The organism is Kordia sp. (assembly GCF_022447245.1).
GTDB lineage: Bacteria > Bacteroidota > Bacteroidia > Flavobacteriales > Flavobacteriaceae > Kordia.
In genome coordinates this window covers 1-16089 of record NZ_JAKVBC010000011.1, presented here as the reverse complement: position 1 = coordinate 16089, position 16089 = coordinate 1, and the positions used below count along the sequence as shown (strand labels likewise).

At 33.3% G+C, this 16089-nt stretch carries 13 protein-coding genes and 1 other RNA gene; 8 read left to right on the top strand and 6 right to left on the bottom strand.

Annotated elements, in window-relative coordinates; genetic code table 11:
• Positions 1-76: 76 nt before the first annotated feature.
• The 5 genes from pdxH (at position 77) to MK119_RS09180 (ending at position 4965) form a co-directional block, all read left to right on the top strand.
• Positions 77-724 carry a pyridoxamine 5'-phosphate oxidase gene (pdxH, locus tag MK119_RS09200; RefSeq protein WP_290677343.1) on the top strand — a complete coding sequence of 216 codons (648 nt, stop codon included), beginning with the start codon at positions 77-79 and terminating at the stop codon, positions 722-724.
• Between the two features lie 17 nt (positions 725-741).
• A complete protein-coding gene (locus MK119_RS09195) occupies positions 742-1227 on the top strand; it encodes a histidine phosphatase family protein (RefSeq protein ID WP_290677339.1) in 486 nt (161 codons plus the stop codon).
• Positions 1228-3330 carry a polyphosphate kinase 1 gene (ppk1, locus tag MK119_RS09190; RefSeq protein WP_290677336.1) on the top strand — a complete coding sequence of 701 codons (2103 nt, stop codon included), beginning with the start codon at positions 1228-1230 and terminating at the stop codon, positions 3328-3330.
• 16 nt (positions 3331-3346) lie between these two features.
• On the top strand, positions 3347-4273 hold the full coding sequence (locus tag MK119_RS09185) for an exopolyphosphatase (protein WP_290677730.1): 927 nt from the start codon (positions 3347-3349) through the stop codon (positions 4271-4273).
• 92 nt (positions 4274-4365) lie between these two features.
• Positions 4366-4965: a porin family protein gene (locus MK119_RS09180; protein ID WP_290677333.1), complete on the top strand. Its 600-nt coding sequence runs from the start codon at positions 4366-4368 to the stop codon at positions 4963-4965.
• Between the two features lie 118 nt (positions 4966-5083).
• Here the strand turns inward: MK119_RS09180 and MK119_RS09175 are convergent, their stop codons facing one another.
• Together MK119_RS09175 and MK119_RS09170 are read right to left on the bottom strand one after the other, a co-directional pair.
• The gene (locus MK119_RS09175; RefSeq protein WP_290677330.1) at positions 5084-6148 is read right to left on the bottom strand and encodes a T9SS type A sorting domain-containing protein; all 1065 of its coding nucleotides are present in this window, start codon (positions 6146-6148) and stop codon (positions 5084-5086) included.
• Complete coding sequence (locus MK119_RS09170; RefSeq protein ID WP_290677324.1) at positions 6118-6798, bottom strand: hypothetical protein; 681 nt, start codon at positions 6796-6798, stop codon at positions 6118-6120. The genes MK119_RS09175 and MK119_RS09170 overlap by 31 nt, the downstream gene beginning before the upstream one ends.
• Positions 6799-7063: 265 nt before the next feature.
• Here MK119_RS09170 and MK119_RS09165 point away from each other — a divergent pair, with 265 nt between their 5' ends.
• On the top strand, positions 7064-8497 hold the full coding sequence (locus MK119_RS09165; protein WP_290677321.1) for a hypothetical protein: 1434 nt from the start codon (positions 7064-7066) through the stop codon (positions 8495-8497).
• 2 nt (positions 8498-8499) lie between these two features.
• Entirely contained in the window at positions 8500-10440 is a 1941-nt protein-coding gene (locus tag MK119_RS09160; protein WP_290677318.1) for a cellulase family glycosylhydrolase, read from the top strand.
• On the opposite strand, the gene MK119_RS09155 is transcribed toward MK119_RS09160, so the two are convergent.
• The 4 genes from MK119_RS09155 to MK119_RS09140 form a co-directional block, all read right to left on the bottom strand.
• Entirely contained in the window at positions 10430-11179 is a 750-nt protein-coding gene (locus tag MK119_RS09155; RefSeq protein ID WP_290677315.1) for a T9SS type A sorting domain-containing protein, read from the bottom strand. The two genes, MK119_RS09160 and MK119_RS09155, sit on opposite strands and share 11 nt — an antisense overlap.
• A 213-nt stretch (positions 11180-11392) precedes the next feature.
• Positions 11393-11974, bottom strand: coding sequence for a tRNA-(ms[2]io[6]A)-hydroxylase (locus MK119_RS09150; RefSeq protein WP_290677312.1), 582 nt, complete (start codon positions 11972-11974; stop codon positions 11393-11395).
• Between the two features lie 11 nt (positions 11975-11985).
• The gene (locus MK119_RS09145) at positions 11986-13749 is read right to left on the bottom strand and encodes a DNA polymerase III subunit gamma/tau (protein ID WP_290677309.1); all 1764 of its coding nucleotides are present in this window, start codon (positions 13747-13749) and stop codon (positions 11986-11988) included.
• Positions 13750-13948: 199 nt separating this feature from the next.
• Positions 13949-14089 carry a DUF6733 family protein gene (locus tag MK119_RS09140; RefSeq protein ID WP_290677306.1) on the bottom strand — a complete coding sequence of 47 codons (141 nt, stop codon included), beginning with the start codon at positions 14087-14089 and terminating at the stop codon, positions 13949-13951.
• 507 nt (positions 14090-14596) lie between these two features.
• Between MK119_RS09140 and rnpB the strand changes: the two genes are divergently transcribed.
• An RNA gene (gene rnpB, locus MK119_RS09135) (RNase P RNA component class A) lies at positions 14597-14892 on the top strand.
• Positions 14893-16089: the final 1197 nt, after the last annotated feature.

Below are 16089 nucleotides of genomic sequence, written 5' to 3'. Positions count from 1 at the left end.
TTACTTCGCTAAACAAACGAAAAGCTGTAAATTGCAATACCTATAATTTTATAGATATATACGTTAAATAAAACGAATGAAACAAGATTTAAGTGATTACAGAAAATCCTACGAAAAAAGCGAACTGTTAGAAGAAAATTGCGTCGAAAATCCTATTGAAATGTTTCGCAATTGGTTTCTAGAAGTTGAAAAGTCAGAAACGGTTGCAGAAGTCAATGCGATGACATTGAGTACAATTGGTTTGGATGGTTTTCCTAAAGGCAGAGTTGTTTTGCTCAAAAAGTACACTTTTGAAGGATTTATCTTTTACACAAATTACGAAAGTGAAAAAGGACTAGCAATGACAAACAACCCAAATGTCTGTCTTTCGTTTTTCTGGCCAGCAATGGAACGACAAATTATCATCAAAGGAAAAGTAGAAAAAATAGCAGAAAATCTATCTGATGGATATTTTGAATCACGCCCACGTGGAAGCAGACTTGGAGCTTTGGTATCTGATCAAAGTTCTGTAATTCCATCGAGAGCGTATATAGAACAAAAATTAAAAGATTTAGAAAAAGTCTACGAGGGTAAAGAAATAGAACGCCCATCACATTGGGGCGGATATATCGTAAAACCCAAAGAAATTGAATTCTGGCAAGGACGAGCTAATAGATTGCATGATAGAATTCGTTACCAATTACAAGCTGACTATTCATGGAACATTGAACGTTTAGCACCTTAATTAAAAACTGAGAAATTGTGAAAACCCTAATCATCGTGCGACATGCAAAATCATCATGGGAATATCCTGTAGATGATAAAGATCGTACACTCAAATTACGCGGAATTACTGATGCACATTTGGTAGCAAAACACATTGCAGCTAAAATTGAAACACCAGGAGTCATTTTTTCAAGTATAGCAAACAGAGCTTTGCATACATGTGCCATATTTACGCGTTGTTTGGACTACCCGTTTGAAAAAGTAATTATTAAAGAAAGTATGTATGATTTTGGCGGATCAGGATTGGTAGCAACGGTAAAATCATGTGATGATGAGGTAGATACTTTAATGGTTTTCGGTCACAATCATGCCATTACCGCAGTAGCAAATACCTACGGAAGTCAGTTTTTTGACAATGTGCCAACTAGTGGTGTCGTAGTAATCCAATTTGATACAAATTCATGGGAAACGATCAGCGAAGGCAAAACAATCTTAAAAGTATTCCCAAAAGACTTAAAATAAATGCAGCAGACTAAAAATAAATACATTAATAGAGAAATAAGTTGGTTGCAATTCAACGGTCGTGTATTGCAAGAAGCCGCTGACAAAACGGTTCCACTCATTGAACGCTTACGTTTCATAGGAATATTTTCAAATAACTTAGATGAATTTTTCAAAGTACGTTATGCCACAGTCAAACGTATTGCACAAGCAGGGAAAGGAGGAAGAAGTGTATTAGGAGGCGCAAAAGCAAAAGATCTATTAGAGCAAATTACCAAAATTGTAATCAAGCAGCAGGCAGAAAGCTTGCGTATACTGAATGAAGTTCAAAAAGCTTTAGAAGGAGAAAATATATTTGTAATCAATGAGCAAAAAGTATCGCCAAGTCAAAGCGCATACATTGAAAAATACTTTATTGAAAAAGTAAGCCCTGCATTGGTAACCATCATTTTGGATGATATTGACGAAATGCCGAGTCTAAAAGATAAAGCTGCATATTTGGCAATTCGTATGGTGATGAAAGAACAAACCCGAAATACGAAAAAAGTAACGCGTTTTTTCAAACCTAAAGTAAAAAAGATCAAATATGCACTGATTGAAATTCCTAAAACAATCGATCGCTTTATTGTATTACCCACAGAAGGCGAAAAGAACTTTATCATCATGTTAGATGATTTAATTCGTCACTCTTTAGGAAATATCTTTAGCATTTTTGAATACGAAAGTTTATCGGCACACATGATTAAAATAACGCGTGATGCCGAATTGGATATTGACAACGATTTAACGAAAAGTTTCATCCAAAAAATATCAAGTAGTGTAAAAGGTAGAAAAAGTGGAGAACCTGTACGTTTTGTATACGATAAAACCATTGAAAAAGACACCTTTGAATACTTGTTGGAAAAAATGGGTATTGATGATATTGATAGCTTAATTCCTGGTGGACGTTACCACAACCGTAAAGATTATATGTCTTTTCCTAGTTTAGGGCGTAAAGACTTACTCTACAAATCATATCCGCCATTGCCAGTAAAAGGCTTGAATATGGAAGGAAGTTTGTTTGAAAAAATTGCTCAAAAAGATTACCTACAATACGCACCGTATCACACATTTGCCTATGTAGTTCGCTTTTTGCGAGAAGCAGCTTTAGATCCGAAAGTTGAAAACATAAAAATTACGGTATATCGTTTGGCAAAAATTTCACATGTAGCAAGTTCTCTTGTAAATGCAGTGAAAAATGGTAAAAAGGTAACAGTCCAAATTGAATTACAAGCAAGATTTGATGAAGCTGCGAACATCAAATATGCAGAACAAATGCAGAGCGAAGGCGTAAACTTAATCTTTGGTGTGCAAGGCTTAAAAGTGCATAGTAAAACCTGTGTGATAGAACGTAGAGAACAGGGGAAATTGGTTCGTTATGGTTTTGTAAGTACAGGAAATGTAAACGAATCTACAGCAAAAATTTATACGGATTATACGCTTTTTACGGCAGATCAAAACATACTAAAAGAAGTTTCAAAAGTATTTGACTTTTTTGAAACAAATTACAAAGTAGCAAAATACAAGCACTTAATTGTATCACCGCACTATACACGAAACGCATTAATCAAACTGGTTAATACAGAAATAAAAAATGCGAGAGAAGGCAAAGAAGCCTATATCAAAATAAAAGTCAACAGTTTATCAGATTATAAAATTATTGACAAATTGTATGATGCAAGCAGAGCTGGAGTAAAAATTCAGCTGATTGTACGTGGAATTTGTTGTTTAATTCCAGGCATTCCTGAAATGAGCGAAAACATTGAGGCAATAAGTATCGTTGACAAGTTTTTAGAACACCCAAGAATGTTTATCTTTGGCAACAATGGTGATTCAAAAATCTATATTTCCTCTGCTGATTGGATGACGCGAAATATAGACAAAAGGGTAGAAGTTACCTGTCCGATATACGATGAAGATATCAAAAAAGAATTGCTAGATACATTCAATATTGGTTGGAGCGATAACGTAAAAGCACGCGTATTCTCGGAAAAACAGGACAATGCATATCGCAAAAACCAGTTGATAAAAGTACGTTCACAATTTGCTACGTATGATTACTATTTAGAAAAAATGTCAAATTAACACATAAAAGAAATCCATTTTGAGAATTAGAAAATTTGCTGCCATTGATATTGGATCGAATGCTATACGATTGTTAGTTGCAAATGTGATTGAAGAGGAAAACAAACGCCCAAAATTCAAAAAAAGCTCGTTGGTTCGTGTGCCAATTCGTTTGGGACAGGATGTATTTACGAATGGAGAAATTTCTAAAAAGAATATAGATCGTATGACCAACGCAATGAAATCCTATCGTTTGTTAATGGATGTTCATGGAGTGGAAAGTTATATGGCATGCGCGACTTCAGCAATGCGCGATGCAAAAAACGGTGCTGCTATTGTTGAAAGAATCAAGAAGAAGGCAGATATTAAAATTGATATCATTGATGGAAAACGCGAAGCAGAAATTATTGCTTCTACTGATCTTCATAGTGTCATCGCTAAAGAGAAAGACTATCTTTATGTAGATGTCGGTGGTGGAAGTACTGAGTTTACGATCTTCTCTAATGGAAAAATAAAAACGTCACGCTCTTTCAAAATTGGAACAGTTCGTTTATTAAACGGAATGATTACCGATACTTTTTGGGACGATATTGAAAAATGGATCAAGAAAAATACCAAAGACTTGAAACGTTTATCACTCATTGGTTCAGGCGGAAATATTAACAAACTATACAAAATGTCAGGAACGCCAATAGGTGAACCGTTATCGTATATCTACTTAAATGCACAGTATCAATTTTTGCAAAGTCTTAGCTATGAGGAACGTATTTCAGAATTAGGATTGAATCCAGATAGAGCAGATGTAATCATTCCAGCAACCAAAATTTACCTTTCTGCGTGCAAATGGAGTGGTGCCCGTAAGATATATGTGCCTAAAATTGGACTTTCAGATGGCATTATAAAGACATTATTCTTCGAAACATCGAAAAAAACGAAATTAGGGACTAATATTTTAAGTTTTTGAGTAAGGGATAAGTATTTTTAAAAATAACTAATAGCGATAGATTCATACTCGAATATTAAAGAATCTAAACAACCTAAAATAAAATCTTACAGATGAAAAAACTGATACTTCTCTCGTTTTTACTATGCTCATGTATCGCCTTTTCTCAAGAAAAAATTAAAGAAACAGATGATTCTATTGATGTTGACGATTACGTAAGTGCAGATACAGAAACACGTTACGGATTCAAAATTGGACTCAATATTTCAAACTATAGCGGAACCAACTTAAATGACATTCAAGATGGTTTTAATGATTCGAGAATTGGTTTTGTAGCAGGATTTTTTATAAACATGAGTTTGACTGAAAGAATACGCTTTCAACCAGAATTTTTATATTCAGCTCAAGGTGCAAAAGAAAAGAACTTACGCGCAGATTATTTGCAAGTACCACTAATGTTAAAGTATGAACTAACAGATTTCTTAAACATTCAATTAGGACCACAAATAGGTGTGAAAATTCACGAATTTGAAGACAATTTTAAAAACTTTGACTTTGGTGTAAATGGAGGGATTGGACTAACAATCCTAGAAAATGTAGCTATTGAAGCACGTTACAACCTTGGATTGGCTGAAATGTTTGACGAAGACAGAGTGCCAAATTTTGAAGGTAAAAATGCAGTTATTCAAATTGGTCTCACATACAGACTTTAATTTTTAAGATAAATTAACTCAATAAAAAACATCAAACCGAAAATTTTAGTTTGATGTTTTTTGTCTAAGGGCATATTAATATTACGATAGTTGAAAATGCAAAACGTTATCTTTATAATTAGTTATGTACAATAACTTTTTTAACAATATTAGTATTTGGAGCATTTGCTTTTAATTTTATAATATACATTCCACCACTCAAATCTGCAGTACTCATGGAGTATTGAATTTTAGGAAGTTTTGGGTTGATTTGAAAAATATGCTTTCCTGTAGTATCATACATATTAATTTCACTAATCTCAATTGCATTAGGATTATGAATAACTAAAGTATTCAATTCATTATTTTGAGTCACACTAAACATGTCTGGATTTACGGTAGGAGTTGATAATACTTTTTTATTAAAAACAATTTCAAACCGATCAGTAAGTATTCCTGATGTCAAATTAATTTCAACGTCTTGTAATCTAAGATTTGTGTATGTATCTGTTATCATATCATGTAAATAGATGGCTTGAGCATCGTCAAAATTTTGAACATCGAATATGCGAAAACGCAGAGTCTGATCAGTATTCAATTTTAAAGCTAACGGAATTTCAAGAGCATCTTCGTATGGATATGCTTGTATAACATACGGAACTTCATCTAAAACCCAATACGCATCAGAAGCAGTATCTTCCGGGCTTTTTCCCTCTAACCCATAATCAAAGCCATCTGTAGCTGTTACATGAAAATTCATCAAAAGCTGTCTGGTATACGTATTATTAAAATCTACATTAATCCTAAAACGCATAAAATCATCAGGAACTGTATTTAAGCCATAGGTGTCTAAATCGTCAGAATTTTCACTTTGTAATAAAGTTGTTTGAGCATTAGGTCTAAAAAAATAGCTTTCCGTTTGTGCTTCTGGGTAATAGATCCTATGTGAATTTTTCATAAATACGTTACCATTGGCAATTCCTTCTACCATAAATCCTTGTCCTATTGGGAGATATCTTTTTAATGTCTTTTTTCGTGCTCCTGATGGAATATTTGTTGGAACTCCAGTGCCTGAATATGTAGTAAAAGTAGCAGGTGTAAAGGAACCAACACCTCCCGAAGAAATAGTATATGTAGCATAACCTCCAACATAATCTTCAATATAATGAGAATCTACAGTAGGGTCTTGTTCCCATAAATGCAAATCACCAGTAATTGAAGAATATTTTGAGGATCGTGAATAAAAGCTAAAGCGTCTATGGCGCTTGGATATGGATTTCCGACAAGTGTCCATTCGCCAATAGATACATTGTTAGTCATAGTTCCATTATTTGGCTTCCCTTTAAATTCATAATTTTGATTATTACTACTTCCGTTAGTTCCTTTCATCGTAAAGCCTAAGCCTGGTGCAATAGCTCCAGTAGCTCCTACATGAGTCCATTCATTATAATCGGTACTTGTGGTAAATGTATACAACCACGTATTTGAAATTGTAAGCGGAGAAGAAATTCCATCATGAGCCGCTGTGAATAAAGCATCTGTACTAGTAATCAAACCAGTACTGTCATCAAGTAAATTTACTCTAAATGAATTATTGACACTTGTATTACTATCAACATTGCCTATGGGAGAGCACCAGTAATTATAAGCGTATTGGCTAACAGTTCCATCCTGTTGAACGCTCATTTGTCCAATACCTGAGTTTCCAGTTGAAGTTATTCCTTGAAGTAGTTGAGAATCATTTCGTAAATAAAACTGACTATTAGCTTCACTTAAATTAACTTCTCCTTCTACATATATGGGGACTCCATCAGCAAATATATAGTTTGAGTTTTTTACGGTAAGTTGCGCCATACATATAGTATATGACACAAGAAAAATGGGAAATAACTTGTATTTCATGATATGGTAGGTTAATTGTTGTTTATTAAAATAGTAAAACAAATCTTGTCAAAAGTAAGGTTTAGCCGTTATTATTTTGAGAGACCCAAAATGTATTATAAGAACGTAAACTCAGTATGTTAAAACAATAAAAGTGCCCTTTATACTTGTTATTCAGTAGTTTATGTGAGGGTTAATTCTTATCTTAGGAAGAAGTCATTTTTAAAATTAACCTACCATGAACACAAAAACACTACTTATCAGGGTGTCTGGCATTCTATTGCTTTATTTTTCCCTTACGTCAATTACAAATGCACAAGTCGGAATCAATACAACTACTCCAGGTGATGGAAGTATGCTCGATGTCACCAGTACAGAAAAAGGGATGTTGGTTCCGAGAGTTGATATTTCTGAACTAAGTACAATAGATCCTATTACAGGAGGAAGTACAGAAAGTCTATTAGTGTATAATACGAATGCGACCACTGGAGTTGGATTTTATTATTGGAATAACTCAGCATGGACACCAGTTGGCAATCCTTTTTTTTGGAAAACTACTGGAAACTCAGGAACAACCACTACAAATAATTTTTTGGGAACAACCGATAATAGCGGTTTGCGAATTAAAACGAATGATTTGGATCGATTTGAAATCACAGCAGGATCTACTCCTGGACGAATGCATGCATACATAAGTGGATCAGCAACATCACCTGCGTATTCTTGGCAAACAGATTCTGGAATAGGAATGTATAAAGCTGGAATAAATCAATTAGGTTTTGCCACTAATGGAGAACTCCGAATGAAAATAGTTTCTACAGGCAGAGTTTTTATCAATACTGATGGAGAAACCACAAGTCAATTATCAGTGCATACAAATGGCACGGGAGCTGCGCAACGTGCTATATACGGCTCAAGTACAAACAGTGCTTCTGGTGTTTTTGGAAGAAATACAGGAACAGGAAATGGAGTCTACGGATTTAACTTTGGAGGAACAGGAAGTGGTGTTTATGGACAAACAGATACCGCAGGGGGAACAGGAGTTTATGGATTAAGCCAGAGTTCAGGATATGGAATACATGGAGAAAATACAGGTAGTGGAAGCGGTATCTATGGGTTAACAAGTCATACAGGAAGTTATGGAGTTGTTGGGGAAAACACAGGAGTTTCTAACAACGCCATTCATGCCAATGGAAACTTATCAGCCTCAGGTACAAAAACATTTAAAATAGACCATCCTCTTGATCCAGAAAATAGATACTTAAAACACTTTTCAATTGAATCTAATGAAATCCTAAATGTATATCGAGGTATTGCTACTTTTGATGCTAATGGAAAGGCTATAATAACAATGCCCGAATACTATGAAGCAATTAATAAAAATCCAAGTTATCAACTAACGCCAATAGGAGCTTCCATGTCAGGACTTTTTATAGAAAGAGAATTGACTGGCGGAAGCTTTGTAATTGGTGGTGGAATTTCAGGAAAAAAAGTTTCTTGGCAATTAACAGCTGAACGTAATGATCCTTATCTAAAGCAAAATCCAAAAGAAAGAATCGTAGAGGCAGATAAAGGTGAAAATAGAGGGAAATACTTAATGCCTGATTTATACAACCAGGGAAAATCAAAAGAGATATTTAAAAGAAAGCAAAGAACTTCCCAAAGGAATTAATAATGAGAAAAATAATAGTTTTTGCAATATTCTTAAGTATTTCAATAGTTAGTTATTCTCAGACAGGACCAGAAGAAATGGTTGCACAGATGGGAAGAGGAATAAATTTAGGAAATGTTTTAAGTGCTCCTTTGGAAGGAAATTGGGCGCCAGCCGTATATGAACAATTCTTTGTGGATGTAGCTAACGAAGGTTTTACGAATGTTAGAATTCCTACTGATTTCTTTGGAACTAGAACCTCAGGTGATACATCAATTTATGCAAGTAACTCTGGCACATCAGATAATTATTCAGGATCGTCTACGGATTATGTAATAGATGCAGTATATTTAGATAGAGTAGAAGAAGTTGTAAATTGGGCGTTAAATGCTGGGTTAATAGTAAGCTTGGATTTTCATGGAGCTACCTTAAAAACAGAGTTTATTTATACATTTGATTCCAACAGAGCTGAATATACAGCGCCAACTTCTGCGAAACGATTGGCAGATACCGAGAAATTTAAAGCGATATGGATTGCTATAGCGAATCGATTTAAAAATCATTCAGAAAACTTACTATTTGAAATAATCAACGAACCATATTTTCATATGAGCGCAACGGAAGTTGATGCATTAAATATGACAATTATCAATAGTATACGTGCCACAGGCGGGTTCTATACAACAAGAAATATTATAATTACAGGTGGTGGAGCCAATTCATACATGGCTCCGCTTCAAATAAGTAATGCTGTTGTGACAAGCGATAATTATTTGATAGCAACATTTCATTACTATCAGCCATTTAATTTTACGAGCTCTTCTAAGCAGCAGTATAATGTTTTTAATTGGGGAACAGAAGCGGAAAAAGCAAGTATAAGTACACAATTTGATGAGGTGTTATTATGGTCAAATGCGAATAATATACCTGTATATGTAGGAGAATTTGGAGCAGATAATGAAAACGGATTTTTGTATAATACGGGAGCCTATGGAATGTATGGAGGTCCTGTGAGTGAAGCGAGAGTAGCCTATCATGCTTTTATAGCAGAAGCAGCAATCAGTAGAGGTTTTTCTTTCTCAGCTTGGTGTGCAGGAAATAAATCAAATAAAACGATTCACAAACGAAGAGACAATCCTAATACCATTAATTATTATTCAGATGCTTCTGTAGATACCTCGATTTGGGTAGAAGATGTAAAAGATGCATTGTTATCGGCTGGAGCTGAACCTGTATGTGATAATTCTATAGATACTATTATAGTAAACCCCAATTTTGAATGTGGTTATAATGTAGATTGGATTTTTTCATCATTAGAAACAGCCAATGCAACATTCTCAGATGCTACAACAAATGCTAGAAGTGGAGCTGTTGCGGCAGAAATAGAAGTGACAACAGCAGCTGGCTATAATAAAGTGCTATTAAAAAATAACGCATATACACAAGATCTAACAGGTAAAAAAATATCGATTTCCTGTTATGCAAAAGCAACTAATAGCAATCAACGATTTAAATTTAGGATAAAAGCGGTTGAAAATGGAAGCAATAGATTTGTTCCATCGTCAACCTATAATTTAACAACTGTATATGAGCTTTATGAATATGTGTATACAGTCATGGAAAACACAAGTAGCATTGAAGTTCAAGTAATGTGGGGACAAGATACAGGAACGTATTTTTTTGATGATTTTGATTATTTGGTAGAAGATTCAAGTATCTTATCGACAAGAGAGTCACAAATGGTAAATGGCATGTTTGTATATCTAAATGAAGATACTAAACACATACAAATTCGCAGTAATCATCAGATTGAAGAAATACAACTGTACAGTTATACTGGCAATCTTTTGGAAACATTCTTCAAAACAGAAAAAATAGATGCTTCCAGTTATTCCAAAGGAATGTATATATTAGTAATCAGAACCGTAAACGGAAATAAACATGTCAAAAAAGTTATTGTTTGATAAATTTTTTCACACTAGTGTTTCCATTCTGTGATACTTTTAAAAAGTAGGTTCCTGCTTTCAAAGAATGTACATCGATGCGCTTTTCTATTAATTGCTTGTTAGAAATAATAGTATTTCCGATAAGATTATAAATAGAATAACTCGTTTTTGTATTGATAGAGATTCCCGTTATAAATAACTCTTTCTGTGCAGGGTTAGGGTAGAGTTGTATATTCTTTGAAAACACTTCATTATCTTTGGTTGACAGAATCTGTTTTCCGTACACGAGTTTTTCTCCCTGTGAATCAACCATCATTAAAATGTTATTCGTAGTGTCAATTGTATAGTTAAAAGTAGTCGTAGTTGAAGTATCGAATAAAATGCCAAAATACAATAATTCATATTGCTCAATTTGCTCAAGGGATGAATCACCCGAATTTGCTTCATCGCAAAATATTAATGTTGTACTCCAAATAGGTATTGTGACAGTATCATTACCTGGAAGTTCATAATGCGCAAAGAAATTATTACACATACCATCTCCCTCTATATTATGCTCTAGTGGATCTGTAACTAAATTAGAAAAAATAATGGAAGGCTGTACTATAGATGAATTCCCATTACTTGGAACATATACAATATTTCCGTTGGACTCAATATAATGCAAGTACCAAGTACCTAATAAATCGGGATCGTCTTGAGCTTTGATATTATGGCTAGTGCAAACTAATAAAATAAAAATGTAAAGTTTTTTCATAGTAACTGTATAATATTAATCACTATAAAAATACAACAGCTTTTGCTGTTAAAAAAGGAGATTTGATGATTATCAGTCAAGTATATCGCACAATTTATAAATAACGAGTGTTTTTCATAAAATGTTTATATTTACAGCAAACAAAATCCTCCAGAGGTAAATAATTCTAACAATCTAACAGCGCAGCAAGTCTAAAAGCCAGGTGTGTCTAAATTACCCGTGTATAGTTTCTTTATTCCCCAAACCTTTCATGATTTCTGCTTCAAAATCTAGCAAAGCTTGCCATTTTTGATCTACTTCTTCACGATTTCCGTACTTTCTAGCATACGTTAGAAACATAGTATAGTGATTGGCCTCACTAACCATTAGATTTTTATAAAAAGTAGCCAATTCTTGATCACTAATATGTTCTGATAGTAATTTAAACCGCTCGCAACTCCTAGCTTCAATCAAAGCTGCATATAACAGTCTGTGAACCAATTGAGTAGTTCTGCTTCCACCTTTTGGGAAGAATTGTAATAATTTAGAAACATATTCATCTTTTCGATCGCGACCTAACTTCGAACCTCTGGCAAGAATTTTATCATGAACCATTTTAAAATGACTGATTTCTTCTTTGACCAAAGCAATCATGTCTTCGACCAATTCAGAATATTCAGGGAAACTTACGATAAGGGAAATTGCAGTACTCGCTGCTTTCTGTTCACAAAAAGCATGATCGGTTAAAATTTCTTCAATGTTCTTTTCTGCAATATTTACCCAACGCGGATCGGTTGGCAATTTTAATCCTAACATTCGTATAACTTTTATATTTCTAAATCAAAATCTCTACGTAGTCTTTCAACTAGTGGATTAATTTCTTTTAGTTTTTCGTATTTATCACGAGTTGTAAACGCATATTTCTTTGCAGTCAATTCGTTAACCTCAATTTCTAACGAAACATCGTAATTATTCAATTCAGAACGCACAAATTCTAATAAAGGATATTGCGCACGTTCAATTTCAATCTTCATGGTTGCATTTGGCAATTCGATAGAAATGGTTGTATCATTCTTCAATTTTGGAACATCGGTAGCCAACAAAGATGCCATAATTTTTTCACCTTTCTTATCAATCTTTTCCACATATGCATTCCACACTTCAATCATCTTTTCTTCCGTAAAAGGATCTTTTGGCAATACCTTATGCTGTACAATTTTACTCTGTTGCTTTTTTAAATGTTCTTGCTTTGCTTTGATACTTGAGAGTGACAAACCAGAAACCTTATTTCGCATCATCGAAATATCGATCTTCGGTTTTGCTGGTGGTGGCGTTTCTACTTTCGGAGGTGCAGCTTTTACTGGTGTTGGTTCAGCTACTTGATGCGAAGTTGTAGTATTGAGTTGTGGTTGCTGCTGCTGAGTAGAAACTGATGTATTTGCTAAGGTAACTTTAGCAATTGGATCAATTTGTTTACCGTGAGCAATAAAAAACGTAGCAGGAATTATGAACCGATTGCTATTTTTTTTTTCTCTATCATAAGTGATAGAGGCCAATTGCATTAAGCATAATTCGACTAGAAGACGCTGGTTTCGACTCGTTTTATATTTTAAATCACAATCATTTGCCAGTTCAATTCCTTTCATTAAAAATTGTTGTGACGTTTTTTGTGATTGCTCTAAATATTTTTGTTTGGTTTGATCGCCGACTTCTAAGAGAGCAATCGTAGCTTGATTTTTACAGACTAATAAATCTCTAAAATGCGATGCAATTCCCGCTATAAAATGATGTCCGTCAAAACCTTTAGATAATGTTGTGTTAAAGTCAACTAATAATTGCGGAATATCATTGGCTAACATTAAATCAGTTGCAGTAAAATAGGTTTCATAATCGAGCACATTCAAGTTTTCGGTTACGGCTTGTCGTGTCAATTGTTTTCCAGAAAAACTAACTACTCTGTCAAAAATAGACAAAGCATCACGCATGGCACCATCGGCTTTTTGTGCAATAATGTGTAAAGCGTCATCGTCAGCTTCTATACCTTGATTTTCTGCGATATACTTTAAATATTCCTTAGCATCTTTAACGCCAATTCGTTTAAAATCGAAAATTTGACATCGCGATAAAATTGTTGGAATAATTTTATGTTTCTCGGTTGTAGCCAGAATAAAAATAGCATGTTTTGGCGGTTCTTCTAAGGTCTTTAAAAACGCATTAAAAGCTGCTTGAGATAACATGTGTACCTCGTCAATAATATATACTTTATATTTTCCGACTTGTGGAGGAATACGCACTTGCTCAATTAAGCTTCTGATATCATCTACAGAGTTATTTGAAGCAGCATCTAATTCAAAAATGTTGAATGCAAAATCTTCATCAGGATTTTCTGTACCATCTTGATTGATCTTCTTGGCCAAAATACGAGCACAGGTTGTTTTTCCTACGCCACGTGGCCCGCAAAACAATAAAGCTTGTGCTAAATGATTACTTCTAATAGCATTTTCTAAAGTATTTGTAATCGCTTGTTGACCAACAACATCTTTGAATGTTTGCGGTCTATATTTACGCGCTGATACAATGAAATGTTCCATAGAATTCGAGGAATCTTAACAGGGACAAATATAACAATACATATCTAATCGAGCACAGTAAATATGCAGATAGTTCTGCTTTTTTATTAACAGATTTTGTTAAGTAAGTTCGATTCTTGACTCATGTAAAAAAAGAAAAACCAAACACCGAAGTGCTTGGTTCATTTTTGTATTAAAAAAATAGAATAGAACTTGTTTTTTACAAAGGAATAAATGCAGATACTTTGTAAAATTCGTCGGAAGTACCAACATCCGTATTTAATGTGGAACCTGCAGAGATTCTGAAAATAATATTTTTGTCAAATTTGAGCTTTACAGAAGCACCAAACCATTGATACATTAACAAAGGATTTGCATCTTATCGTAGTAGAATTCAAAAAGATTCAAACAAGATTCCTAGCCTTTATCTATTTTCATTATTTATACCTGATGCTATTTAAATTAACAGTTAATTTTTGGAAAATTTATTAAAGGAATCATGTATAGTTTTAACAGCGAATTATTTTATAATGCAGCTATGGAATACGGATCGTTGGATAGAAGAATCATAAAATTACAAAATCGATTTATAAAAAAGCGCCTTTGTAAAACACTATCCGATTTTGATAAGAATCTATAAATATTTTCTTTGAATATGGAGGCTATTCCTAACGAAATACCTGTAAGTCAAGATGAATTGGCTGCTTATATAAGACCTTCAAGAATTATAACTAATAAAATACTCAACGAATTGCAAAAAAACGTGTACAAGTATTGTATTCATCCGTAGTTGTTGTATTTGTTAAATTTTAAAAAAGAGTAGCATCTAATTGTTTTTATCATACAAAGCAATTGTGTACTTTTGCGGAAAGCAGGCTACCTTATCGCTGCTTCTTAGGAAGGAGAGGAAAGTCCGAACACCATAGTGCAATTGTAGCGGATAACATCCGTCCGTCGTGAGGCGAGGACAAGTGCAGCAGAAAGTATGTACAGGTAATGCTGTAGTGAAATCAGGTAAACTCTACGAGGTGCAATGCCATGTATATGAATGTTTGAGAACGGCACGTTCGATGTTCAAGGGTAGGCAGATAAAAGTTATTGGTAACAATGATTTTAGATAAATGATAAGGCTTGACAGGATTCGGCTTACAGCCTGCTTTTTTATAAATCTACAACATTGAAAATATAAGAAAAGATTTTATTCGCATAAAAAAGAAGAGAAACGTCTCGATTAAATTTGAAGAAAACTTAGTATTAACTTAATAATTCACATATGAAAAAATGATACAAATCCTTGACAATTTCTCTCCTTATATTTTTTATGCACTAACATTCAAATTTTAAGCCCGATTAAAATTTAAATAAACTAATTATATAACTGTAAAAGTACTTTAGTTTTTGCTTAAATAGATTTAAAAACTTATAACTTTTGTAAGGTAAAACCGTATATTTTTTTGTCAAAAAATTAATGCTTTTTAAAAATGTCAGCAAAATCAAACTCTTGGTGCTCTTTAATTTACTATATAAAATTAGTGCGGACCTAGTGTATTGATATTAATAATGCTGTAAAGGTAAATATTCCAATCACCAAATATTTACGGTGAATCCGTAGTAATCATATTGTATTAAAAAAACTTCCGAAGAAGATTCTTTTATACTTAGTGTAGGCTATAATTATTAACAGTTAGCTCTACATGAATCTGTAGGACATATAATAGATCAACATACAAAATTGAAGCATCAACCCCAAGATTAAAATCTATCATTTTCTTCTTCATTGTTCAATCTACCTTTTATTTGCTGTGATTATAATTTGGATATTGAATTTTTGTGCAATTCTAATTTGTGTATTCTCTTTTTTTATGAGTTCAAAAAAATAAGATAATATGTATAAAGTTAGTGAATTAAAAGTGTTTAAAATACGGTAAAACCTTAGTGATCTTTATCTCTTCTAACAATCAAAACCAATTTTTTGAAAAGAAACTTCCAATAAATAAGGTTTTTTTCTTGTTTAAAATCATGTTAATTATGTTATGATATGAAATAAACAAAATAATAAGAAGGAATGATCAAAAGTACATATAGATACAGGTAGGAACCGATTATAGTGAACTTGGGTACGGTATGCTAAAAACAATAAACCTTTTATGAAATAACTCAAGAAACCTTCAAAGGTAAAAAGAAGTAAAAAGAAATTAAACTAAATAAAGTTGAATAATTTCTTGTAGAAATTAGAAATATAAAGACAATCTGATCATTCCCCCATTCAGAGGACAGGTTTTATGCTAAGTTAAGTGAATAATCATATATCAAGCTACTTGTTTATTTTTCATCAAATACCTGTTAACAGGTATTTGATTT